Origin of the sequence: Rhizobium sp. Rhizsp82, assembly GCF_047325115.1 — a bacterium.
In the GTDB taxonomy this organism is placed as follows: domain Bacteria; phylum Pseudomonadota; class Alphaproteobacteria; order Rhizobiales; family Rhizobiaceae; genus Rhizobium.
In genome coordinates this window covers 3,312,738-3,334,725 of record NZ_CP168570.1, presented here as the reverse complement: position 1 = coordinate 3,334,725, position 21,988 = coordinate 3,312,738, and the positions used below count along the sequence as shown (strand labels likewise).

22 protein-coding genes are annotated in these 21,988 nt (G+C 62.7%); 17 read left to right on the top strand and 5 right to left on the bottom strand.

From position 1 onward, the window contains the following. The first annotated feature begins 12 nt into the window (after positions 1-12). The 8 genes from ACEN84_RS21615 to ACEN84_RS21580 all read left to right on the top strand — a co-directional run bounded on the left by ACEN84_RS21615 (position 13) and on the right by ACEN84_RS21580 (position 9,373). Complete coding sequence (locus tag ACEN84_RS21615; RefSeq protein ID WP_413709871.1) at positions 13-1,200, top strand: glycine C-acetyltransferase; 1,188 nt, start codon at positions 13-15, stop codon at positions 1,198-1,200. Positions 1,201-1,412: 212 nt separating this feature from the next. Continuing rightward, the gene (gene tdh / locus ACEN84_RS21610) at positions 1,413-2,450 is read left to right on the top strand and encodes an L-threonine 3-dehydrogenase (RefSeq protein WP_112715663.1); all 1,038 of its coding nucleotides are present in this window, start codon (positions 1,413-1,415) and stop codon (positions 2,448-2,450) included. Between the two features lie 576 nt (positions 2,451-3,026). Continuing rightward, complete coding sequence (gene rpoD / locus ACEN84_RS21605) at positions 3,027-5,084, top strand: RNA polymerase sigma factor RpoD (protein WP_112715661.1); 2,058 nt, start codon at positions 3,027-3,029, stop codon at positions 5,082-5,084. 179 nt (positions 5,085-5,263) lie between these two features. Beyond that, positions 5,264-5,974, top strand: coding sequence for a DUF930 domain-containing protein (locus ACEN84_RS21600; protein ID WP_413709870.1), 711 nt, complete (start codon positions 5,264-5,266; stop codon positions 5,972-5,974). A 103-nt stretch (positions 5,975-6,077) separates the two neighbouring features. After that, complete coding sequence (locus tag ACEN84_RS21595; RefSeq protein WP_413709869.1) at positions 6,078-7,328, top strand: DUF930 domain-containing protein; 1,251 nt, start codon at positions 6,078-6,080, stop codon at positions 7,326-7,328. 74 nt (positions 7,329-7,402) lie between these two features. Then, positions 7,403-7,564, top strand: coding sequence for a hypothetical protein (locus ACEN84_RS21590; protein WP_199626942.1), 162 nt, complete (start codon positions 7,403-7,405; stop codon positions 7,562-7,564). Positions 7,565-7,624: 60 nt separating this feature from the next. Next, positions 7,625-8,419, top strand: coding sequence for an AraC family ligand binding domain-containing protein (locus ACEN84_RS21585; protein ID WP_413709868.1), 795 nt, complete (start codon positions 7,625-7,627; stop codon positions 8,417-8,419). 69 nt (positions 8,420-8,488) lie between these two features. Beyond that, positions 8,489-9,373, top strand: a complete 885-nt coding sequence (locus tag ACEN84_RS21580) for a DMT family transporter (RefSeq protein ID WP_413709867.1) — start codon at positions 8,489-8,491, stop codon at positions 9,371-9,373. Here ACEN84_RS21580 and ACEN84_RS21575 read toward each other — a convergent pair. Next, a complete protein-coding gene (locus ACEN84_RS21575) occupies positions 9,370-10,233 on the bottom strand; it encodes a helix-turn-helix domain-containing protein (RefSeq protein ID WP_413709866.1) in 864 nt (287 codons plus the stop codon). The two genes, ACEN84_RS21580 and ACEN84_RS21575, sit on opposite strands and share 4 nt — an antisense overlap. Positions 10,234-10,365: 132 nt before the next feature. Between ACEN84_RS21575 and ACEN84_RS21570 the strand changes: the two genes are divergently transcribed. From ACEN84_RS21570 to ACEN84_RS21560, 3 genes are all read left to right on the top strand, one after another. Further along, a complete protein-coding gene (locus ACEN84_RS21570) occupies positions 10,366-11,310 on the top strand; it encodes a phytanoyl-CoA dioxygenase family protein (RefSeq protein WP_413709865.1) in 945 nt (314 codons plus the stop codon). Positions 11,311-11,675: 365 nt separating this feature from the next. Beyond that, positions 11,676-12,605, top strand: a complete 930-nt coding sequence (locus ACEN84_RS21565) for an IS110 family transposase (RefSeq protein ID WP_413709864.1) — start codon at positions 11,676-11,678, stop codon at positions 12,603-12,605. Positions 12,606-12,793: 188 nt separating this feature from the next. Then, the gene (locus tag ACEN84_RS21560; RefSeq protein ID WP_413709863.1) at positions 12,794-13,192 is read left to right on the top strand and encodes a DUF427 domain-containing protein; all 399 of its coding nucleotides are present in this window, start codon (positions 12,794-12,796) and stop codon (positions 13,190-13,192) included. Positions 13,193-13,231: 39 nt separating this feature from the next. On the opposite strand, the gene ACEN84_RS21555 is transcribed toward ACEN84_RS21560, so the two are convergent. From ACEN84_RS21555 to ACEN84_RS21545, 3 genes are all read right to left on the bottom strand, one after another. Then, positions 13,232-14,263: a quaternary amine ABC transporter ATP-binding protein gene (locus tag ACEN84_RS21555; RefSeq protein WP_413709862.1), complete on the bottom strand. Its 1,032-nt coding sequence runs from the start codon at positions 14,261-14,263 to the stop codon at positions 13,232-13,234. Next, on the bottom strand, positions 14,256-15,143 hold the full coding sequence (locus tag ACEN84_RS21550; RefSeq protein WP_112715641.1) for an ABC transporter permease: 888 nt from the start codon (positions 15,141-15,143) through the stop codon (positions 14,256-14,258). The genes ACEN84_RS21555 and ACEN84_RS21550 overlap by 8 nt, the downstream gene beginning before the upstream one ends. Positions 15,144-15,259: 116 nt before the next feature. Further along, a complete protein-coding gene (locus tag ACEN84_RS21545; protein WP_413709861.1) occupies positions 15,260-16,258 on the bottom strand; it encodes an ABC transporter substrate-binding protein in 999 nt (332 codons plus the stop codon). Between the two features lie 304 nt (positions 16,259-16,562). Between ACEN84_RS21545 and ACEN84_RS21540 the strand changes: the two genes are divergently transcribed. The 4 genes from ACEN84_RS21540 to ACEN84_RS21525 all read left to right on the top strand — a co-directional run bounded on the left by ACEN84_RS21540 (position 16,563) and on the right by ACEN84_RS21525 (position 19,128). Continuing rightward, positions 16,563-17,786, top strand: a complete 1,224-nt coding sequence (locus tag ACEN84_RS21540; protein WP_199626922.1) for an MFS transporter — start codon at positions 16,563-16,565, stop codon at positions 17,784-17,786. Between the two features lie 89 nt (positions 17,787-17,875). After that, entirely contained in the window at positions 17,876-18,229 is a 354-nt protein-coding gene (locus ACEN84_RS21535; RefSeq protein ID WP_112386905.1) for a DUF1428 domain-containing protein, read from the top strand. Positions 18,230-18,293: 64 nt separating this feature from the next. Continuing rightward, on the top strand, positions 18,294-18,716 hold the full coding sequence (locus ACEN84_RS21530; RefSeq protein ID WP_413709860.1) for a secondary thiamine-phosphate synthase enzyme YjbQ: 423 nt from the start codon (positions 18,294-18,296) through the stop codon (positions 18,714-18,716). 106 nt (positions 18,717-18,822) lie between these two features. Beyond that, positions 18,823-19,128 (top strand): hypothetical protein, encoded by a 306-nt coding sequence (locus tag ACEN84_RS21525; RefSeq protein ID WP_112715633.1) that lies wholly within the window; start codon positions 18,823-18,825, stop codon positions 19,126-19,128. A gap of 450 nt (positions 19,129-19,578) precedes the next feature. Here the strand turns inward: ACEN84_RS21525 and ACEN84_RS21520 are convergent, their stop codons facing one another. Next, positions 19,579-19,833: a hypothetical protein gene (locus ACEN84_RS21520; RefSeq protein WP_130277896.1), complete on the bottom strand. Its 255-nt coding sequence runs from the start codon at positions 19,831-19,833 to the stop codon at positions 19,579-19,581. Positions 19,834-20,054: 221 nt separating this feature from the next. Between ACEN84_RS21520 and ACEN84_RS21515 the strand changes: the two genes are divergently transcribed. Both ACEN84_RS21515 and ACEN84_RS21510 read left to right on the top strand, forming a co-directional pair. Beyond that, on the top strand, positions 20,055-21,332 hold the full coding sequence (locus ACEN84_RS21515; RefSeq protein WP_413709859.1) for a DUF2325 domain-containing protein: 1,278 nt from the start codon (positions 20,055-20,057) through the stop codon (positions 21,330-21,332). Beyond that, complete coding sequence (locus ACEN84_RS21510; protein WP_413709858.1) at positions 21,329-21,964, top strand: GntR family transcriptional regulator; 636 nt, start codon at positions 21,329-21,331, stop codon at positions 21,962-21,964. The genes ACEN84_RS21515 and ACEN84_RS21510 overlap by 4 nt, the downstream gene beginning before the upstream one ends. The last annotated feature ends 24 nt before the right edge of the window (positions 21,965-21,988 follow it).

Below are 21,988 nucleotides of genomic sequence, written 5' to 3'. Positions count from 1 at the left end.
TTGGCGTTTACAATGACAAAAGCATTTCTCTCACATCTCACGACCGAGCTCGCCTCTCTGAAGGAAGCCGGGCTTTACAAGTCCGAGCGGGTCATCACCTCGAAGCAGGCCGGTGAAATTGCCGTCGCTTCGGGCGAGCGGGTTCTGAATTTCTGTGCCAACAATTATCTCGGTCTCGCCGACAACGAGGAGCTCGCCGAGGCCGGCAAGGCGGCGCTCGACCGGTATGGCTACGGCATGGCGTCAGTGCGCTTCATCTGCGGTACGCAGGAGGAGCACAAGCAGCTCGAGGCGCGCATCTCCTCGTTCCTCGGCATGGAAGATACCATCCTTTATTCCTCCTGCTTCGACGCCAATGGCGGTCTCTTCGAGACGCTGCTCGGCGAAGAGGATGCGATCATTTCCGATGCGCTGAACCATGCGTCGATCATCGACGGCGTGCGTCTCTCCAAGGCCAAGCGCTTCCGCTATGCCAACAACGATATGGCGGCACTCGAAGAAGAGCTGAAGAAGGCCGAAGGCAGCCGCTTCAAGATGATCGCCACCGATGGCGTGTTCTCGATGGACGGCATCATCGCCAATCTGCAGGGTGTCTGCGATCTCGCCGACAAATATGGCGCGATGGTCATGGTCGATGACAGCCATGCCGTCGGCTTCGTCGGCAAGAACGGTCGCGGCTCGGCCGAATATTGCGGCGTCGAGGGACGGGTGGATATCATCACCGGCACGCTCGGCAAGGCACTTGGCGGTGCTTCAGGCGGCTATACGTCCGGCAAGGCCGAAGTGATCGACTGGCTACGGCAGCGTTCGCGGCCCTACCTGTTCTCGAACACGCTGGCGCCGGTCATTGCGGCTGCTTCGCTGAAGGTCTTCGACCTGATCGAGAACGGCGATGCGCTGCGCGAGAAGCTGACGGCCAATGCCACGCTGTTCCGCTCCGAAATGACCAAGCTCGGCTTCACGCTGGCCGGCGAAGGGCATGCCATCATTCCGGTGATGCTCGGCGATGCGAAGCTGGCGCAGGATATGGCGGCGCTGATGCTGAAGAAGGGCGTCTACGTCGTCGGCTTCTCCTTCCCGGTGGTGCCGAAGGGCCAGGCGCGTATTCGCACCCAGATGTCGGCGGCGCATTCGACTGTTGATGTCGAGCGGGCGATTGCGGTGTTTGCGGAAGCGGGCAGGGAGCTTGGGGTTATCTGAAGGCTTGCGGCCTCTTCCCTTCTCCCCTGGGGGAGAAGGTGGCCCGAAGGTTTCAGGTGCAACTCGTTGCACCGGGGATGAGGGGGCCTCTAGCTATATTGCAAATTAATTGATGCCGTGCCGCGCAGCCCCCTCATCCGCCCTTGCGGGCACCTTCTCCCCGAGGGGAGAAGGGAAGGTGGAGCCAGCGGAAGCCAAGAGGAAATAATCTGATGTCGAACATGATGAAGGCGCTGGTGAAGTCGAAGGCGGAGGTCGGGCTCTGGATGGAGACCGTGCCGGTTCCCGAGGTCGGCCCGAACGACGTGCTGATCCGCGTGAAGAAGTCGGCGATCTGCGGTACCGACGTGCATATCTGGAACTGGGACCAGTGGGCGCAGAAGACCATTCCTGTGCCTATGGTCGTCGGCCACGAATTCTGCGGCGAGATCGCCGAGGTCGGCTCCGCGGTCACCAAATACCATGTCGGCGAGCGTGTCTCCGGTGAGGGACATATCGTCTGCGGCAAGTGCCGCAACTGCCGGGCGGGCAGGGGCCATCTCTGCCGCAACACGCTCGGCGTCGGCGTCAACCGGCCGGGCTCGTTCGGCGAGTTCGTCTGCATTCCGGAAGCCAATGTCGTGCCGATCCCGGATGATATTCCGGATGAGATCGCCGCGATCTTCGATCCGTTCGGCAATGCCGTTCACACGGCGCTCTCCTTCGACCTCGTCGGCGAAGACGTGCTGGTCACCGGCGCCGGTCCGATCGGCATCATGGGCGCGCTGGTCGCCAAGCGTTCGGGCGCCCGAAAAGTCGTCATCACTGACATCAACCCGAACCGCCTCGATCTCGCCCGCAAGCTCGGCATCGATTATGTCGTCGACGCCTCGAAGGAAAACCTGGCCGACGTCATGAAGTCGATCGGCATGACAGAGGGCTTCGACGTCGGTCTCGAAATGTCGGGTGCGGCACCTGCTTTCCGCGACATGATCGACAAGATGAACAATGGCGGCAAGATCGCCATCCTCGGCATTGCACCGGCCGGTTTCGAGATCGACTGGAACAAGGTGATCTTCAAGATGCTGAACCTCAAGGGCATCTATGGCCGCGAGATGTTCGAGACCTGGTACAAGATGATCGCCTTCGTGCAGGGCGGGCTCGACCTGTCGCCGGTCATCACGCACCGCATCAAGATCGACGAATTCCGCGATGGCTTCGAGGCGATGCGCTCGGGCAATTCCGGCAAGGTGGTGATGGATTGGATGTAAACAGCGAGGCGACCGCGCCTGACGGAACGGCGATGGCGCGATCAAGCTGCGCTGCGTTCCGGCGATCGATCTCGGGTCGTTGAAGATCAACCCCTATGATGGCCTGCCGCGGTAATGATCTATACTGCGGCAGCCTGGACGAGATGCTCTTCAGGCCACTATAAAACCGCAGTTGACTCGGATATGAGGGCGCATGAGCTTTGCGCTCTTGTCTTTCACCGGTGACATCCTATCTAAGGCTGGCAATCGCTTGAGCGGTTCCTCTGCCTGTGGATAAGGCATTTTCCGTGTTTTCGGCGGCTTTTTTTGTGGAAAAGCTTGACGAGATCAAAAATTGTGGGAATCACCGTTCGACTTGAAGCGGTGAACTTGGGTCAAGGCGGATCGCACAAACCATGGCCGGAATTTTCGAAGCATTGAAGCTCTGTCATCCGGCGCCGGCAATCGTGGTTAATCAGGCTTTAAAGGTCATCCCGTTAGGTGGGTGAAATTGATTCGAAGCGAGCGTTGATGCGCGCGTTTCGAAGCGGCTTCGCACCAGCGAGTTTGGATAGCGTCAGGAAGGCGACGACATAAATGGCAACGAAGGTCAAAGAGAACGAAGAAGCGGAAGTCGAACGCGACGGCGCAACCGACGGCCCTCTTCTCGATCTTTCCGATGACGCGGTCAAGAAGATGATCAAGGCCGCGAAGAAGCGCGGCTATGTGACGATGGACGAGCTGAACGCCGTTCTTCCGTCCGAAGAAGTGACGTCCGAACAGATCGAAGACACGATGGCGATGCTGTCCGACATGGGCATCAACGTGATCGAGGACGAAGAAGCTGAGGAAGCCCAGGGCGGCGCCGGCAGCGACGACGACGACAGCGGCAGCGATGACGACAACGAAGGCGGCGAACTCGCGCCTTCGAGCGGCACTGCGCTTGCGACCACGAAGAAGAAGGAACCGACCGATCGTACCGACGATCCGGTGCGCATGTATCTGCGCGAAATGGGTTCCGTCGAGCTTCTGTCGCGCGAAGGCGAAATCGCCATCGCCAAGCGCATCGAGGCTGGCCGCGAAACGATGATCGCCGGTCTCTGCGAGAGCCCGCTGACCTTCCAGGCCATCATCATCTGGCGCGACGAACTGAACGAAGGCACGACGCTGCTGCGCGAGATCATCGATCTCGAAACCACCTATTCCGGTCCGGAAGCCAAGGCTGCTCCGCAGTTCCAGAGCCCCGAGAAGATCGAAGCCGACCGCAAGGCGGCTGAAGAGAAGGAAAAGACCCGCCGCGCCCGTTCGGGTGACGACGACATCACCGATGTCGGCGGCGAAGGCATGCCGATCGAGGAAGAGGAAGAGGACGAAGACGAGTCCAACCTCTCGCTCGCCGCGATGGAAGCAGAGCTTCGCCCGCAGGTCATGGAAACTCTCGACCTGATCGCCGAGACCTACAAGAAGCTGCGCAAGCTGCAGGACCAGCAGGTCGAGCAGCGCCTTGCCGCGACCGGCACGCTGTCTTCAGCCCAGGAGCGCCGCTACAAGGAGCTCAAGGACGAGCTGATCAAGGCCGTCAAGTCGCTCTCGCTGAACCAGAACCGCATCGAGGCTCTGGTCGAGCAGCTTTACGACATCAACAAGCGCCTCGTGCAGAACGAAGGCCGCCTGCTGCGTCTAGCCGAATCCTACGGCGTCAAGCGCGACAGCTTCCTGGAACAGTACCAGGGCGCCGAGCTCGACCCGAACTGGATGAAGTCGATTGCCAATCTGGCCGCCCGCGGCTGGAAGGAATTCGCCAAGGGCGAAAACACCACGATCCGCGACATCCGCCAGGAGATCCAGAATCTCGCAACGGAAACCGGCATTTCGATCTCGGAATTCCGCCGCATCGTGCACATGGTGCAGAAGGGCGAGCGCGAAGCGCGTATCGCCAAGAAGGAAATGGTCGAAGCGAACCTTCGCCTCGTCATCTCCATCGCCAAGAAGTACACGAACCGCGGTCTGCAGTTCCTCGACCTCATTCAGGAAGGCAATATCGGCCTGATGAAGGCGGTCGACAAGTTCGAATACCGCCGCGGTTACAAGTTCTCGACCTATGCGACGTGGTGGATCCGTCAGGCGATCACCCGCTCGATCGCCGACCAGGCCCGCACGATCCGTATTCCGGTGCACATGATCGAAACGATCAACAAGATCGTTCGTACCTCGCGCCAGATGCTGCACGAAATCGGCCGCGAGCCGACGCCGGAAGAACTGGCCGAAAAGCTCGCCATGCCGCTCGAAAAGGTCCGCAAGGTCCTGAAGATCGCCAAGGAACCGATCTCGCTCGAAACACCGGTTGGTGACGAAGAAGATTCACACCTCGGCGATTTCATCGAGGACAAGAACGCGCTGCTGCCGATCGACGCCGCCATCCAGGCGAACCTGCGCGAGACGACGACCCGGGTTCTGGCCTCGCTGACGCCGCGCGAAGAACGTGTTCTTCGCATGCGCTTCGGGATCGGCATGAACACCGACCACACGCTCGAAGAGGTCGGTCAGCAGTTCTCGGTTACCCGCGAACGTATCCGCCAGATCGAAGCGAAGGCGTTGCGCAAGCTCAAGCACCCGAGCCGCTCGCGCAAGCTGCGCTCGTTCCTCGACAGCTAAGCGAACGACACGACGACATCGAAAGCCCGGCCTCAGTGCCGGGCTTTTCTTTTGGCGGGATACAACCGGCACGCTCGCTGCCTCCGTCCCGCCATAATCGAATTGAGGATGGGCGCAGTTTCACGAGCAACGGGCCGCAGCATGATGAATGCCTCCTGCTTCCACTATCGCCCAGTCTGATGGCTGTCGCGGCGCGCTCGTTCGAGGAGAGGGTCGGCTGGGGTGGGCCGGCGTCGCTTGCGCTGCATGCCGCTTGTCTCGCCCTGCTTCTGATCTATCTGCCGAAGCCGCGGATTTTTCGCACGCCGCCTGACGATAGCGTCAGCGTGGAAATCGTGCCTGCCGCCACTCGATCCGAGCCCGCAGCACCGCCTGCAGACATCAGGCCACAGCCGCAGCAAGCGCCCGCCGCGCCACTTGCGCCCCCGGCGGCCGAAGCGCCGGGCAGGGTGCTGGTGCCGCCGGTGATCAAGCCGGCTCCGGCCCCGGATGCACTGGTTCCGGCCCGGCAGCTTTTCTCTGGTGGCGTGCTCAGCGATCCCCGCAGCAAGAAGGCGCGGGCGGCATTGCGGCAGCTCTCCGGTGACGAGCGCAATCTGCAGCTTTGCGGTCTCGAGGCCATGGAGCAGGTTCGCAGAACGCGTCCCGGCAGCAATCCGGACGCGATCGCGCCCTATGCGATGGCGCCGGAGCGGATCAGGGGCGGGAGCATCGAAGTGAAAGGCGGCGCATTCCGCAGCAAGCGCCTCTGGTACGCGATCCGCTTCAGCTGCGAGGTGGACGAGGGCTCGGGGGCGGTGCGCTCCTTTGCCTTTGCGATCGGCGACGCCATTCCGAAGGATTTGTGGCGGGAGCACAATCTGGTTGCCGATGACGGGGCGGCGGACTGAGCTCTTCACGGCAAATTGCCGGGAAATCGTGCCCCTTTTCCTTTTGCGGCTTGATGCTGCCTGCTTTTGACGCCACATCGGCATCACGTGGTTTAATGGTGGCATGCAGAAGCTAACGAACAAGCGTTTGGCAGGGATCAGTTCAGGTGTGGCGGCGTCGATCGCGCTGCATGCCCTGGTCGCGGCCGTCCTGTTGTTCAAGATGCCGCTGCCGCAGACGGAGCCGGAGAAGGAGGAGGCCGTACAGGTCGATCTCGTGCCGCCGCCGGAGGAAAAGAAGGAAGAGCCGAAGCCGGAAGAGAAGAAGCCGGAAGAGCAGGCGAAGAAGGAGGAGCCGCCTCCACCGCCGCCGCCGGAGGAGAAAAAGCCCGAGGAGAAGGCAAAGGAAGAGCCGCCTCCGCCGCCCCCTGAAGAAAAGAAGGCTGAAGAGAAGAAGGCGGAAGAGCCGAAACCCGAGGAAAAGAAGCCGGAGGAACAGGCAAAGCAGGAGCCACCACCTCCGCCGCCACCACCGCCTCCGCCTCCGCCGGAAGAGAAGAAAGCCGAGCAGCCGAAAGCCGAACCGCCGAAGGCCGAGCAGCAAGCAGAGAACAAGCAGGCCGATGGCAAGCAGGGGCAGGGTGCGCCGATGCCGGTTCTGAAACCCGTGTTCCAGTTCGGCGACAAGGATAGTGGTCCGAAAAAATCCGACGCTGGCAATTCGTCCACAGGCGAAGTGAAGCCGGCGACCAGCGCGCCCGACCACAAGGACGAGACCGGCGAGCCGAAGCCCGCGGCCGATGCCGGCGACAAGCCGGATGCGCCGAAGGAGCCGCCGGCCAAGCCCGTGCCTGACGATATCGATCTGCCGCAGGTGGATATCGCCGACGCGCATTCGCAGAATAATGCGCCTGCCGTCGATGCTGCCGGCGAGGCCGTGACCAGCATCGAGCAGGCAAAGCCGGTCGAGCAGAAACCGACCGAGCCGGACAAGCCGGATGCGCCGAAGAAGGATGAGCTTGCCGAGGCGAAGACGCTGTTTTCGCCTGACGAGAGCGATGACCCCGTGGCGCGGACGGCGATGCTCGGCATTCCCCGCGGGCGGCGTGCGGCGCAGCTCTGCAGCACCGAGCTTCGTGAGCAGCTGGTGCATGGATCGCCCGCCTACCGGCCGGTGATCGTGCCGATGTATGGGCTCGCCAAGGGTACGGTGCTCGACGTCAAGCGCGGCGCCTTCCGCACCGCCGAGACCTGGTACGACGTGCAGTTCCGCTGCGAGGTCAACGAGGATGCGACGGCAATCGTTTCCTTCGCGCTCGATGTCGGCAGTGCGGTGCCGCGCAGCCAGTGGCGCAGCAGGCGCTTCCCGGAATAGGGTCAGCCCTGCGCAAGACAGCCCTCCTATTCTTCCTCCATCGCCGATGTTGCGGTGAATGAAAGGACGATGATATGTCGAACGATATCGAGCATTACCTCGAAACCCAGGATGAGGCCGTCGCCCTCCGTTTCCTCGAAAACAAGTCGGACGAACTGACCGATATCCTGGTCGCAGCCCTTGAAGACGCGCTGCTGATCCTCTCCGAAGAATTCGGACCGCAGACGGTCCACTGATCGCCAATCTTGCGCCGCAGCCCGCGGGCTGGCACTCTTCCGTTCGAAGAGGAGTGTGGTATGGATGGCGGTTTCAGGATGCACCGCTCGGCGGTATCCGGTGTTGAGGCCGTCGAGGCTGCGACGGGCCGGAGCTTCTCCCGCCATACGCACGAGCAGTTCGGCATCGGGCTGATCCATCGCGGCGCGCAGAAATCGCTCAGTGGCCGCGGCATGGTCGAGGCCGAAGCGGGTGATGTCATCACCGTCAATCCGAACGAGGTGCATGACGGCATGCCCGTCGGCGATGCGCGCGCCTGGCGCATCCTCTATTTCGATCCCGACATGTTTCTGAGCCTGGCTGCGGAGGCGGCCGAGGGCTCTTCGATGCGTTTCGAGATCCCGCAGCCCGTCATGCGCGACGGCGCGATCGCCCGGCGCTTTCAGGTGCTGTTTGCGGCCGTCACCGGCGAAGCGGATGCGATGCGCTCAGAGGAGCTGCTCCTCGGCCTGACGGCGGATATCTTGCGCGAGGGCGGCGAGGTGGAGGCCGATCAGTCACTTCCGTCCTCGGTTGCCCGTGCCCGAGATCTCATCGATGACGATCCCTGCGGGGATATCTCGCTTGCCCGGATGGCACGCGAAAGCGGCCTCAGCCGCTTCCAGCTCGTTCGCGCCTTCAGCCGGGCGACGGGGCTGACGCCGCATGCCTATCTGGTGCAGGCGCGGGTGCATCTGGCGCGGCGGCTGATCGGCAGAATGCCGCTTGCCGAGGTTGCTGCCGCCAGCGGCTTTGCCGACCAGAGCCACATGACCCGAGCATTCACGGCGCGTTATGGCCTGGCGCCCGGCGTCTATGCCCGCGGCCGCTCCTGAGCCTGCAATTTCCTTCAAGACCGCAGCGAACCTTTGGCGTCATCTCGCTCCCGATACAGGGGAGTTCTCATGACACCGAAACAACAGGGCTACATCTATCTGACGCTGGCAATGACGACGGTCGGCAGCACTGTCATCGCCAGCAAGCTGATCTCGGCGGGACTGCCGCCATTCACGGCAACGGCGCTGAGGTTTGCCGTGGCCCTTCCGTGCTTCATGCTGTTGATGCGGCTGACCGGCGCCCGGCTGCCGAGGCTTTCGCGGCATGACTGGATCATTCTGGTCATTCAGGCGGCCGCCGGAAGCGTTGGTTATACGACGCTGCTGATCTCGGGCCTGTCGATGACGTCGGCCGCCAATGCAGGGGTGATCATCGGCACGCTGCCGGTGGTTTCAGCCGGGATCTCGATCCTGCTGCTGCGTGAGCGGCCGGACCGTTTCCTGCTCCTGGCGATCGGGCTTGCGGCGGCGGGCGTCTTCTCGATCGTGCTGGCGCCGGGGGCAGGCGGTGGGTCTCTGCGCGGTGACATTCTGATCTTCGGCGCGGTGCTCTGCGAGGGGCTGTTCATCCTGATCAACAAGCGGCTGAGAACGGAGATCGCGCCGCTGGTGCAATCGACGCTGATGACGGCGATCGGCTTCTGCGCGGCGGCCATTCCGGCGGTCTTCGAAAGCCATGCGTTCCCGGCCGCGTCCTCGGCGGCATTGCTCTCCGTCGTCTATTACGCGCTGGTGCCGACGGTCGCCGGGTTCATGCTCTGGTATGCGGGGGCGGAGAGGGTGAGCGGGGCGGAGGCCTCGCTGTTTACGGCGATCGCGCCGGTCTCGGCGGTGATCTTCGCCTTCCTGCTGCTCGGCGAGCCGGTCGGGCTGCATCAGATCGCGGGCATTGGTTGCGTGCTGGCCGCGGTATTGGGGCTTGCGCTGAACGGCAGGCGCAGGCGCCCGGCCTAGCCCTTGCGGAAATGGGCGCGGTAATCGCGCGGTGTCATGCCCTTTTCGGCGCGGAACTGGCGATTGAAATTGGCGAGTGACGCATATCCGACGGCATCGGCGATATGGGCGACCGGCTGGTTCGTCGAGGAGAGGCGGGCGCAGGCATCGCCGATGCGCATGCGGATCAGGTAGTCGCTAACCGTCGTACCGGTGTGGCGGCGGAACATGCGGTGCAGGCCGGAGACGCTGAGCGCCGCGATATCGGCGAGCTCTTCCAGCGTCACCGGCCCGGCATAATTGACATGCAGGTGGGTGAGCACCCGGTCGATGCGCTCGCGGCTTTCCTGCAGCGCCGGCTGATGGCCGGGCGCGCTGGCGAGCGGCACGGCCTGGCTGTCGGCTGCGACCTGGCCGAGGATGGCGAGTAGCGACAGCAGGCGCTCGGCCGGTTCACGGTCGAAGATCGTCTCGAATTCGGCGCGGACGGCCTCTCCGGTCTGGCGGGAGAACTGCAATCCGTTCTGGCCGCGGGCCATCAGCTGCTCGATCGGCCTGAGCTCCACGGCGCCCGCCGTCATCTGCCGCATCCATTCGGGGTGAAACCACAGAACCAAGGCGCGATGCGGCTTGCCGGGGTCGAGCTTCTCGCGCGAGGCCCAGGTGTGGGGCAGGTTGGGGCCGACCAGCACGAGGTCGCCATCCTCGTATTCGCCGGTGTGATCGCCGATGAAGCGCTGACCGGCGGAGTTCAGCGTCAGCGTCAGCTCGAATTCCGGATGGTGATGCCATTCGAAGGGAATGGCATCGTCGAGCCGCCGGTTGAGCATCGGCCAACTGGTATCGGATTGCCGGGGCAGGACTTCGAGAAATGCTCTCATCGGGCGCCTGATTGATGTAAGACGCCAGAATAGTATCACAAGGCGCCAAACGCGGGCAACATCGCCGCGCGCTTGCGGCTACACTCCTCTCATCGCCTGACAGTACAGGGATGACGGCAATGGGAGAGACACATGCAGCAGGCAGCAGCCATCAAGCGCGACGCGCATCCGACCACTTCGTCGAGCACCACGCAGCTCAAGGATATCAAGAAGAAGCTTCCGCTTCGCGTCCTCTCGGAGGAGGACTGGCAGCACTGGACCAAGAAGGGCTACGTCATTGTCCGTCAGGCGGTGCCTGCGGAGAATGTCGAGCGGCTTGTGGAGGTGCTCTGGCGTTTTGACGAAAAGGACCCGAACGATCCTTCGACCTGGTACGCGCCGCAGCGCCGCGAACACAAGATGAAGGAACTCAACAACACCGGCATGCTGGAGATCTACAATCACCAGGCTCTGTGGGACAACCGGATGGAAAAGCGCGTCTATGACGTGTTCGTCGACATCTGGGACCGCGAAGACCTGTGGGTGACGATCGACCGCGCCAACCTGAACCCGCCGAAGAAGGTCAAGGGCAATCCGAACGGCTTCATCCACTGGGACGTCGATACCTCGATCGACCCGCTGCCGATCGGCGTGCAGGCGGTGCTGAGCCTCAAGAAGCAGGACGGCGATGTCGGCGGCTTCCAGTGCGTTCCCTATCTCTTCGAGCATTACGACGAGTGGGTGAAGACGCAGCCTGAAGATCGCGATCCGATGCACCCTGATATGACCGGCCTTTCGACCGAGAATATCAGCATGGAGCCGGGCGACCTGATGATCTTCAACTCGCTGCTCGCCCACGGCGTTCGCCCCAACCACTCCGAAAACCGCGTCCGCATGGCGCAGTATATCTCCATGCATCCGGCGGAATTCGACAATGCCGAGGAACGCGAAGAGCGCATCCGCCTCTGGCGTGAACTCGACAGCCCGAAGCGCGACGCCTTCCCGGGTGACCCGCGCGAATGGGAAAAGCACAATGCGACGACGGCGGAACTGACGCCGCTGGGCCGCAAGCTGCTGGGGTTGGATCGCTGGGGTTGATGGCGCGGGAGTGCCACAGTTTGATTTTGCAGGGGGCGCCCTTTCGGGCGCCCCGTACTTCTTTGATGGCAGAGGGGGGGACGGAGATGCCGTGCCTGTGGCCCCCTCATCCGGCCCGTTGGGCCACCTTCTCCCCGCTGAGGAGAAGGGACGCCGGAGCCGCAACGTTCACTTCCCCTTGTAACTTCCCAAACGCCGGCTTTGAGGCTTTGATGGCTTCAGCGGTGGCGAGCGAGAGACCGAGGCCCCTCTGGGACACCAAGCCCGCGGGAGAGCATGGGTCCTCGCCCGCCGTTCCATTGAACCCGAACAGTCGCCAGGGCCGCTTGCGAAAGCAAAGCCCGATTAGGCAAGGATGGGATCAGATGGATAGGATCATCGGTATCGACGTTTCGAAGGAGCGGCTCGACGTTGCCGTCTGGCCGCAGGGTGAGGCTTTTACTGTCGGCAACGACGACGATGGCATCCGCGAACTGACCAGCCGCCTGAAGGCGATCGGCGCCGATGCAATCGCGCTCGAAGCGACTGGCGGTTTCGAGACCCTGGCAACAGCAGGCTTGTCTGCGGCGGGATTGACGGTGCTGGTCGTCAACCCTGCTCAAGTGCGCGCCTACGCGCAGGCGATCGGCCGCCGGGCCAAGACCGATCCGATCGATGCGGCCGTGATTGCCGCCTTCGTTGCCGCGACCAAGCCTGCTATCCCGCCGCTACGCGATGCTGAGACGCAAGCTCTGTCGGCTCTCGTCAGCCGCAGGCAGCAGATCGTGCAGATGATCGTGGCGGAAGAGAACCGGGCGCGCATGGTGCGCGACAGGCAGGCGCAGAAGAGTATCCAGCGCCTGCTCGCCGCACTCAGGCGCGAGCTTGCCAGCATCGATGCCGATATGGACGGCCATATCCGCAAGTCGCCTGTCTGGCGGGTGCGCGAAGCGCTGCTGACATCGGTGCCGGGCGTCGGGCCGGCGACTGCGCGCACGTTGCTGGCCGAGATGCCAGAGCTCGGCAGTCTCGACCGTCGCCAGATCGCGTCGCTGGCAGGCCTTGCGCCCTGGACGCGGCAATCGGGCAAGTGGAAGGGCAAGAGCTTCATCGGCGGCGGCAGGGGCAAGGTGCGCGCGGTGCTGTTCATGGCGGCTCTGGTCGCCAGCCGCTACAATCCCGCCCTCAGAACCTTCCGCGATCGCCTCGTCGCACAAGGCAAGCCGAAGATCGTCGCTATCGTCGCAACTATGCGAAAGCTCCTCACCATCCTCAATGCCATCATCAGGGACAACAAACCATGGCAAGACGCTTGACGCAGAAGACAGTCGCTCTCCCCAGCGGGGAGAGGGTAGGGTGAGGGGGCTCCGGGCGCGGTGTATCAATTGGCAGTTTGCGGCGATCGATGAGGGAAAAGAGCGAAGGCGGTTTAATCCTGCATCCGCCCCTTGGGCATCCGACACATCCTCCCTATCTCTCCAATCACACTCATTGGAGATCCCCGATGTCAGGCAAGCCCATCAAGATTCCCGGACCCGATCATCCGATCAGCGTCGAGCGCAATCCGGCGCGTGTTGTCGTCAAGCTTGGCGGCAAGGTGATTGCAGATACGCATGATGCGCTGACGCTGCGGGAGGCGTCCTATCCGCCGGTGCAGTATATTCCGCGCAAGGATGTCGACATGTCACTGCTGTCGCGCACCGATCATTCCACCCATTGCCCATACAAGGGAGATGCATCCTATTACAGCATTGTGCCGGGTGGAGAGCGGTCGAAGAACGCGATCTGGACCTATGAGACGCCCAATCCGGCGGTTTCCGGGATCAAGGACCACATGGCCTTCTATCCCGACCGCGTCGATTCCATCGAGGAATTGCAGGCGCCTGAAGCAGGTCAGTTCTGACAGGAAGAACGCGCGGCCCGCGAGGACCGCGCGCCTGATCTAGTCGTTGGTGCGGACCAGACAGCGCACCAGGCCCTCGAGCGAGACGCGACCGGCAGGCATGCCGTTTTCGCCGGTGACGGTCGCCTGCGTCACGTTGTTTTCCGTCATCACACGCATGCCTTCCTCGACATTGTGGCTGCCGGGAATGCGGACCGAGGACTCGCCTGCGGGATTGCTCAGCGGCTCCATCAGCGCATCGATGCGGATGACGCGGCCGCGGTTCACTTCCTTGACGAAGGCCTCGATGTAATCGTTCGCCGGATTGAGGACGATATCGGCCGCCGTGCCCTGCTGGATCACTTCGCCGTCGCGCAGGATGGCGATCTTGTCGCCGAGGCGCAGCGCCTCGTCGAGGTCATGGGTGATGAAGACGACGGTCTTCTTCAGTTCCTTCTGCAGGTCTAGAAGCACGGTCTGCATGTCGACGCGGATCAGCGGATCGAGCGCCGAATAGGCTTCGTCCATGAGGAGGATATCCGCATCGTTGGTCAGCGCGCGGGCGAGGCCGACGCGCTGCTGCATGCCGCCGGAAAGCTGGTTCGGGTAATGGTTGGAGAAGCCCTCCAAACCGACCCGCTTGATCCAGATATCGGCGCGCGCCTCGCGCTCGGATTTCGGCACGCCCTGGATTTCCAGGCCGTAGACGGTGTTCTGCAGCACGGTGCGATGCGGCAGCAGGCCGAACTTCTGGAAGACCATCGCCGTCTTGTGGCGGCGGAATTCGCGCAGCTCTTCCTCATTCATCTTGCAGACGTCGGTGCCGCCATAAAGCACTTCGCCCGATGTCGGGTCGATCAGCCGGTTGATATGGCGGATCAGCGTCGACTTGCCGGAGCCGGAGAGTCCCATGATGACGGTGATGCTACCGCCGGGGATGCTGATGTTGATGTCCTTCAGGCCGAGAACGTGGCCGTGCTCCTTGTTGAGCTCGGTCTTCGACATGCCCTTGGTGACGGCTTCCACGAAGTCGCGGCCGCGGGGGCCGAAGATCTTGTAGAGGCTGCGGATTTCGATCGATTGACTAGCCATGCACGATTTCCCGGTGCTTCTGCAGGCGCAGACCGTAAGCCTGGCTGATGCGGTCGAAGATGATGGCGATGCCGACGATGGCGAGACCGTTGAAGACGCCGAGGGTGAAATACTGGTTGGCGATCGCCTTCAGCACCGGCTGTCCCAAGCCCTGGACGCCGATCATCGAGGCGATGACGACCATGGCGAGCGCCATCATGATCGTCTGGTTGATGCCGGCCATGATGGTCGGCAGCGCCAGGGGGAGCTGGACATTGCGCAGCTTCTGCCAGCTGGAGGAGCCGAAGGCGTCGGCAGCTTCCAGCACGTCCTTGTCGACCATGCGGATGCCGAGATTGGTAAGGCGGATCATCGGGGGAAGAGCGTAGATGACGACCGCGATGACGCCGGGCACGCGGCCGATGCCGAGCAGCATGACGACGGGGATCAGGTAGACGAAGCTCGGCATGGTCTGCATGACGTCGAGCACCGGATTGACGATACCCTGCATGCGGTTCGAGCGCGACATGCCGATGCCGATCGGAATGCCGATGACGATCGAGAGCACCGTACAGACGAAGATCATCGACACTGTCTTCATCGTATCCTGCCACATGTCGAACCAGCCGATCAGGAGCAGGGTGACGACGCAGCCGATGACGATCTTCCAGCTGCGGCTGGCGAGCCAGGCGATGCCGGCAACGGCCAGTATGACCACCGGCCACGGCGCGCCGGTCAGCAGCCGTTCGGCCCAGATCAGGAAGCTCTGCAGCGGGCTGAAGAGGGTTTCGATGCTGTCGCCATAGGCGCGGGTGAAGCCGCGAAAGCCTTCATCCACGGCCCTTTTCAGGTCGCGCAGCATGTCGTCGTTCATCGTCGGAAATTTCCAAAGCCAATCCATGTCGGTCCCCATGGCAAAAGCAGCGGCGGCCCATTCTTGTTATGGCCGTCGCTTGAAAACATCGGGCGGGCGGCGCCTTGCTGTCAAGACGCCGCCCGCTTGCGAGATTTGAGGGATCAGAGAGAAGCCTTGATCTTTTCGGCTACGTCAGGGGAGACCCACTTCGTCCAGAGATCTTCGTTCTCCTTCAGGAAGTGCTTCGCACCGTCTTCACCGGTTGCCTGGTTGTCGCTCATCCAGGCGATCAGCTTGTTGACCGTGTCGTTGGTCCAGGCGCGCTTGTTGAGGTAGTCCATGGCGGGACCGGCGCGATCGGCAAAGGTCTTGCTGACGAGGGTCTGGACGTCGTCGGCCGGCCAGGCGTTCGGCTTCGGATCGGCGCAGTCGGCAACCGAGGTGCAGCGTTTCCATTCGGCGGCGTCATAATCGACGCCGAAGCCGAGCTTCACCATCTCGTACTTGCCGAGAAGCGAGGTCGGAGCCCAGTAGTAGCCGACCCACGGCTGCTTGCCTTCATAGGCCTTGGCGATCGAGCCATCGAGACCTGCGGCGGAGCCGGTGTCGACCAGCGTGAAGTTGGCCTTGTCGCCGCCGTTCGCCTTGAAGAGCTGCGTGGTGACAACGGTGCCGCCCCAGCCCTGCGGGCCGTTGAAGACGGCGCCCTTGGTCTTGTCCTCAGGAGCCGGGAAGAGTTCGGGATGCTTGAAGAGGTCAGGGATGGTCTTGATATCAGGATGGGCGTCGGCGATGTAATTGGGAATCCACCAGCCCTGGATGGCGCCATCGGAGAGGATCTTGGCAGCGGCGACGACCTTGCCGCCTTCGAGGCCGCGCTTGACGAGCTCGGGCTGCAGGCTGACCCAGGCTTCCGGCGCGATGTCCGGCTCGCCCTTTTCAGCCATGGAGGTCAGGGTCGGGACGGTGTCGCCGGTGACGATTTCGGCGGTGCAGCCGTAACCGGATTCGAGAATGACCTTGTCGAGATTTGCAGCAACTTCGGCAGACTGCCAGTTCATGCTTGCAATGGTGACGTTGCCGCATTCAGCAGCGGAAGCCGCGCCGCCCATAGCCATGAGGCCGGCAGCGAGGACGGTTGAAGCCAAAAGTGCTTTCATTTTTTTGTTCCCTCTGGTCGCGGTGTGACGTGAACCCGGGCGCTGGCAGCACCGCGTCCGCCAGCAGGTCTATTGAGCCTGCATAGGGCGTCCAAGCGCCATTCCGATTGCGTCAGAATATGGCGCATTGACGCATTCTTTCAACGATTGCTTAAATGCCTTGTCGCGATCGGAACAATCGTCCCGTATGCCCCGAAACGGTGGTGCACTTTCGCCGCAGTTGACATCCGGTTCATAGAGGCAGAACAGGGGCTTATAAAATTCCTATCAATGGCCCGTGGGTTCCGCCGGCCGGAAGTATCCAATGGACACAGTTCACGCTCCTCGGGATAGCGTTCTCAAGCATCCCGGCTATCTCAATTTCGCCGCCTCCCGGGTCTTCTCGTCGCTTTCGTTCCAGTGTGCCGCGGTCGCCATGGGCTGGATGATCTACGACAAGACGCATAGCGCCTTTGCGCTGGCCCTCGTCGGCTTCTGCCAGTTCCTGCCGATGGTCATCCTGACCTTCGTGGTCGGCCATGTCGCCGACCGTTTCGACCGCCGGCGCATCGGCCTGATCTGCCAGCTGATCGAGGCTGCGACGGCCGCGGTGCTTGCGGTCGCCGTCTGGCAGGACTGGCTGACACCCGCCGGTATCCTCGTTGCGGTGACGATCATGGGCGCCACCGTCGCCTTCGAGCGGCCGACGATGGCGGCACTCCTGCCTAATATCGTGCCGTCCTCGATGCTGCAGCGGGCTGTGGCAACCTCGACCTCGATGATGCAGACGGCGCTGATCATCGGCCCGTCGCTCGGCGGTCTGCTCTACGGCGCCCATCCGGTTGCGCCCTTTGCCGTCGCTGCGGTGATGTTCACCGCCGCCAGCATCAACGTCATCTCAATCCGCATGACTTGGACGCCGTCGAAGCGCGAGCCGGTGACGCTGAGTTCGGTCTTTGCCGGTGTCTCCTTCATCAAGAGCCGTCCGGTGATGCTCGGCACGATCTCGCTCGATCTCTTCGCCGTGCTGCTCGGCGGCGCCACCGCGCTGCTGCCGATGTTTGCCCGCGATATCCTGCATGCCGGCCCCTGGGGCCTCGGCCTGCTGCGCGCCGCACCGGCGATCGGGGCGCTTGCCATGTCGATCGTGCTGGCGCGGCGGCCGCTGACCAGCAATGTCGGCAAGAAGATGTTTGGCGCCGTTGCGGTCTTCGGTCTCGCGACCATCGTCTTTGCCGTCTCCACCAATATCGCGCTCTCGGTCGCCGCACTGCTCGTCGTCGGCGCCTCCGATACGGTCAGCGTCGTGGTGCGCAGCTCGCTCGTTCAGCTCTTGACGCCGGACGAGATGCGCGGGCGCGTCAATGCGGTGAACTCGCTGTTCATCGGCACGTCCAACCAGCTCGGCGAATTCGAATCCGGTATGCTGGCGGGCTTCATGGGACCAGTCGCGGCCGGGATCATCGGCGGCGTCGGCACGATTGCCGTTGTGCTGTTGTGGACGCGTCTGTTCCCCGATCTCGCCAAGGTCAAGACGCTGCAGGGATAACCGTTCCGCGTTTTTCTTTTTCCGGTCTGTCGGTTTGACGGGGCGTCATTCGTCCTATGTCCATCGACAGACGAAAAGGAGGAAGAGACATGGCTTATGTGGATGGTTTCATCGTGCCCGTGCCGAAGGACAAGCTTGAGGCCTACAAGGAATTCTCCGCCTATGCCGGAGCGATCTGGAAGGAATTCGGCGCCCTCGAATATGTCGAATGCGTCGGCGACGATGTGCCCTATGGCGAGGTGACGTCCTTTCCGCGGGCGGTGCATCTCAAGGAAGACGAGATCGCCGTGTTTTCTTGGATCCTCTACCCGTCTCGCGAGGTGCGCGACGAGATCAACAAGAAGGTGATGGCCGATCCGCGGCTCGAAGGCGACAAGTGGCAGATGCCATTCGACGGCAAGCGGATGATCTATGGCGGCTTCAAGGAGCTGCTGCGTCTCTAGACGCCATTGACATCGGGCATGCGGCGCGACAGGTGAGCCGGAGCTGATAACCGGAGCCTGCCGCATGCCAGTCACCTCGATCACGGTCGCGACCCGCGGCCAGGGCCTCTACGAATTCACCGATGAGGCGGCCGCCTTCGTGCGGGCGCAGGATGCGGAGGAGGGGCTGCTGACGGTCTTCGTGCGGCACACATCCTGTTCGCTGCTGATCCAGGAAAATGCCGATCCGGATGTGCGCACCGACCTCAAAGCGTTCTTCGCCCGCCTCGTACCGCCATCGTCCGATCCGTCGATGCGCTGGATCGTTCACACGATGGAAGGGCCTGACGATATGCCCGCTCATATCAAGTCAGCGCTGACGCAGGTGTCGATCGGGATCCCCGTTCTCAACGGCAGGTTGGCGCTCGGGACATGGCAGGGGATCTATCTTTTCGAGCATCGCGACCGGCCCCATCATCGCGAAATCGTGTTTCATTTCAGTGGCTGAACTGAATCTGAATGCGCAATTCGAACACCATTCAGAATTAGCTCTCTATTGTCGAATCATCCCCGCAAGGGAGTTCGACTGCACATTGAAACGAGGAAAACCCCACATGACCAACTTTATTGCCAAGGCTTCCTTCGCGGCATTGCTTGCCATCGCCTCCATTCCGTTCGGCACGACTGCTGCGTCGGCAGCAAGCCCTGACCGCGGCGCTATCGTCGATGTCCAGTATCGCCCGCCGATGCGCGGTTGCTCGCCGATGGAAGCCGTGCGCAAGGCACGTTGGACCGGTCTGCGCGATGTTCGCGTGACCGCCGTGACGCCTCGCCGCGTCGTGGTATCTGGCCGTGACCGCCGCGGCTGGGACAGAATGACCTTTGCGAACGTTCGCGGTTGCCCGCTGATCCGCCGCTAACAGTAGCAGCCGCCGGTCTCCCCGGATGCGGCGGCACAGAACCGCCCTTTGCCAAGGTCTCCCCGGATTGCGGCAAGGGCGGTTTTTTTATGCCCTGAAACGAAAAAAGCCTCGCACGGGCGAGGCTGAGTTCTAGGCCGCCTCGGGGAAAAGAAGAGGCGACGGGGAGTTATCTAGTACCCCGCGGTACGGTTGCAAAGGACACTTTTGTCTATTCCGGTACGCTTTTGCTTCATTCATTCTGATGCTGGTATCAAGAATGCTGATAGCTCCCGGAAGCCGGGCTTTACGCTCGAATGAACAGGGCTCCGACGAGCCCGAAAACTGCGATCGATTGCAGGATGAACATCGGCAGCTGGTCAGACATGGTTCCCTCCCGTGGGGCGATGCGGAGATGTTCTGTTTGTCGGGAGACCCGGGCTCCGCTTCTGCCGGGCCTCCGTCATGCCGTTAGCGGCAGCGCTTGACCGTCTTGGTGACGGTGCGCTCGCCATTGTCATGCGTCACGCTCTTGGTCACGCAACGATCGCGTTCGCGGTAGGCGCCGATGGCGACGCCGCGGTCGCTGATCCTGATGCTCGGGCGGACTTCGCCGCGGTCTTCCGTATAAACGCGCTTCTTGACCGTGACCGTATCGGCCATGGCCGGAACGCTGAAGGTGAATGCTGCCACCGCAGCCATCGTAGCACAAATCATCTTTCGCATTATCGAATACCTCCGTTTTAGCGATGAAGAGGGAACGACGGGTTCTCCTGTCGGTTCCGGGCGGCGGATAACCTTCGGGAACAGGCTGTTACGGAAATTTAGGGCTGCAGGAGGGAACCCGGATTGATCGCTGCAGGCGAAAGACGGCGCGAAACGCTTGTCCGCGGCGGTGCGTTGGTGATAGCGTAATATTTCTTGGGATATAACGCTTCGGGTTCGATATGCCGCCTCTGGCCGATTACAGCCGACCAAAGACAATCTCGTCCAGCGAGCTGTCGCTGCTTGCCGGGGGCGGGCCGCAGGCGCCAAATGCCGTCAAGGCGCAGCGGCGCAAGACCTGGGAGATCTCGCCGACCTTCCATTGCTCGATCATCGGCACCTGCCTGACGGCAGCCGAATTGCGCCAGCTGATCGTCAAGCTCGGCGATGCCGACGCGAAGACGGCCAGCGATCACGCCCTGCATGGCCGCGGCGTGCGTGCCGCCGGTCAGCGCGATATTGCCGGCAAGCTGTTGAACAAGGCGCTGGACCGGCGCCATGAGACGGTGCTCAAGCGCTTCGCCCGGCTGACGACGGCGGCGGAGCTCCGGGCGATGTGGGATGCCTGCCTCGACGAGGGCGAGATCTCCGGCGCCTACTGGGCCGTTATCAGCCATCCCGCCACCGACCATGCGCTGCTGCAGGACGTGTTCGGCGAGGTGCACATGCTCTCGCATCTGGTCGGCAGTTCGAGCCGTCTTGATTTGGCGCGGCTGCGCGCGCTGCAGAATGAAGTGGCGGTCAAGGACGAGAAGATCGCCCGGCAGGAAGAGCGGCTTCGGTCTTCCGCCGAGGAGCGGAGCATGCTTCAGCGCAGGATCGACGCGCTCGAGGATATCGTCGTCAGAGCCAATGCGGTGAAGGCGAGCCAGGCTCCGGAGGCGGCTGGTGCCGTCGAGGCCGCGGTACTGGAAAAGCTGGAGGCTGCGCGCGAGCGGACCGAGGCACTGGAGCGGCGTCTGGCGGAGGCCGAGGCGCAACTGCGCGCGGCGGCAAAGCGCGAGGCTGTCGCTGCCGAGGATAATGCCGCGCTGCTGCACGAAAACCATGGGCTGGAGCAGGCTTTCTCCGGCGTTACAGAACACGGCGCCACGCAGTCCATATCGCTGGCTGGGACGGTCGTTCTTTATGTCGGCGGGCGCAAAAGCCTGTTCGACCGGCTGCGGAGCTTTGCGGCGCGGGCAGGGGTGGACCTGCTGTTTCATGATGGCGGCATGGAGGAGGCGACGTCGCTGTTGCCCGGGCTCGTTGCCCAAAGCGCGGTGACTGTGTTTCCCGTCGATTGCGTCAGCCATTCGGCAGCGGGCATCGTCAAGCGTCATTGCCGGGATGCGGGCAAACCGTTCCTGCCGTTGCGCTCGGCCAGCCTTGCGAGCTTCATCGCGGCGCTCGGAGACATATCGGATCTGCTCGCCGAGCGCGACGATGCCGACGTGCCGCGCCGGAGCGCATCGGCATGAGCAATCTCGGACTGAGCCTGCCGCGAAGCATTTCGCTTCGGGAGCAGGTGACGGATACGCTGCGTCACTCCATCCTGTTTGGCACGCTGAAGCCCGGCCAGAAGCTGATCGAGCGGCAGATCTGCGAGGAGATGGGCATCAGCCGCACCGTTCTGCGCGAGGCGTTGCAGCATCTCGATGCCGAAGGGCTGCTGATCAACGGGCGGCGGGGCCGCTCGGTCGTTGCCATCGGTATGCAGGAGGCGCGCGAGATCGACGACACGCGCCAGGCGCTGGAGCGGCTGATTGCCGAGAGCTTTACCCGCAATGCCGGGAAGGCGGAGATCGCCGAGTTGCGCGTGCTGCTTTCCGCCATGGAAGCGGCGGATGACGAGCGTGAGGCGCTGATCAAGGAAACCGAGTTTTTCGCCAGGCTGGCCGATGGCTGCGGCAACAAGGTGGCTGCCGGGTTCTTCCGGCAGCTCAGCGGCCGCGTGGTGATGCTGCGCGGTGTTACGGAACGGGACGGTGCGGACCGGAGGCAGCGGACGGCCGGAATCCGGGCGATCGTCGAGGCGATCGATGCCGGTGATGCGGAAAAAGCCGGCACTCTTTGCGCATCGCGTGCGGCGGCGGGTGCCACTTATCGGTAAAGTGGAACCTTTTGACGCAGTTCG

What these genes read in the sequence shown, in the direction of transcription:
- ACEN84_RS21540 (WP_199626922.1), top strand. Translation starts at nt 16,563, where the DNA reads ATGGACACAGTTCACGCTCCTCGGGATAGCGTTCTCAAGCATCCCGGC.
- ACEN84_RS21535 (WP_112386905.1), top strand. Translation starts at nt 17,876, where the DNA reads ATGGCTTATGTGGATGGTTTCATCGTGCCCGTGCCGAAGGACAAGCTT.
- ACEN84_RS21510 (WP_413709858.1), top strand. Translation starts at nt 21,329, where the DNA reads ATGAGCAATCTCGGACTGAGCCTGCCGCGAAGCATTTCGCTTCGGGAG.
- ACEN84_RS21575 (WP_413709866.1), bottom strand. Translation starts at nt 10,233, where the DNA reads ATGAGAGCATTTCTCGAAGTCCTGCCCCGGCAATCCGATACCAGTTGG.
- ACEN84_RS21595 (WP_413709869.1), top strand. Translation starts at nt 6,078, where the DNA reads ATGCAGAAGCTAACGAACAAGCGTTTGGCAGGGATCAGTTCAGGTGTG.
- ACEN84_RS21530 (WP_413709860.1), top strand. Translation starts at nt 18,294, where the DNA reads ATGCCAGTCACCTCGATCACGGTCGCGACCCGCGGCCAGGGCCTCTAC.
- ACEN84_RS21550 (WP_112715641.1), bottom strand. Translation starts at nt 15,143, where the DNA reads ATGGATTGGCTTTGGAAATTTCCGACGATGAACGACGACATGCTGCGC.
- ACEN84_RS21515 (WP_413709859.1), top strand. Translation starts at nt 20,055, where the DNA reads ATGCCGCCTCTGGCCGATTACAGCCGACCAAAGACAATCTCGTCCAGC.
- ACEN84_RS21555 (WP_413709862.1), bottom strand. Translation starts at nt 14,263, where the DNA reads ATGGCTAGTCAATCGATCGAAATCCGCAGCCTCTACAAGATCTTCGGC.
- ACEN84_RS21520 (WP_130277896.1), bottom strand. Translation starts at nt 19,833, where the DNA reads ATGCGAAAGATGATTTGTGCTACGATGGCTGCGGTGGCAGCATTCACC.
- ACEN84_RS21570 (WP_413709865.1), top strand. Translation starts at nt 10,366, where the DNA reads ATGCAGCAGGCAGCAGCCATCAAGCGCGACGCGCATCCGACCACTTCG.
- ACEN84_RS21590 (WP_199626942.1), top strand. Translation starts at nt 7,403, where the DNA reads ATGTCGAACGATATCGAGCATTACCTCGAAACCCAGGATGAGGCCGTC.
- ACEN84_RS21545 (WP_413709861.1), bottom strand. Translation starts at nt 16,258, where the DNA reads ATGAAAGCACTTTTGGCTTCAACCGTCCTCGCTGCCGGCCTCATGGCT.
- ACEN84_RS21580 (WP_413709867.1), top strand. Translation starts at nt 8,489, where the DNA reads ATGACACCGAAACAACAGGGCTACATCTATCTGACGCTGGCAATGACG.
- ACEN84_RS21560 (WP_413709863.1), top strand. Translation starts at nt 12,794, where the DNA reads ATGTCAGGCAAGCCCATCAAGATTCCCGGACCCGATCATCCGATCAGC.
- tdh (WP_112715663.1), top strand. Translation starts at nt 1,413, where the DNA reads ATGTCGAACATGATGAAGGCGCTGGTGAAGTCGAAGGCGGAGGTCGGG.
- ACEN84_RS21525 (WP_112715633.1), top strand. Translation starts at nt 18,823, where the DNA reads ATGACCAACTTTATTGCCAAGGCTTCCTTCGCGGCATTGCTTGCCATC.
- ACEN84_RS21585 (WP_413709868.1), top strand. Translation starts at nt 7,625, where the DNA reads ATGGATGGCGGTTTCAGGATGCACCGCTCGGCGGTATCCGGTGTTGAG.
- ACEN84_RS21600 (WP_413709870.1), top strand. Translation starts at nt 5,264, where the DNA reads ATGGCTGTCGCGGCGCGCTCGTTCGAGGAGAGGGTCGGCTGGGGTGGG.
- ACEN84_RS21565 (WP_413709864.1), top strand. Translation starts at nt 11,676, where the DNA reads ATGGATAGGATCATCGGTATCGACGTTTCGAAGGAGCGGCTCGACGTT.
- rpoD (WP_112715661.1), top strand. Translation starts at nt 3,027, where the DNA reads ATGGCAACGAAGGTCAAAGAGAACGAAGAAGCGGAAGTCGAACGCGAC.
- ACEN84_RS21615 (WP_413709871.1), top strand. Translation starts at nt 13, where the DNA reads ATGACAAAAGCATTTCTCTCACATCTCACGACCGAGCTCGCCTCTCTG.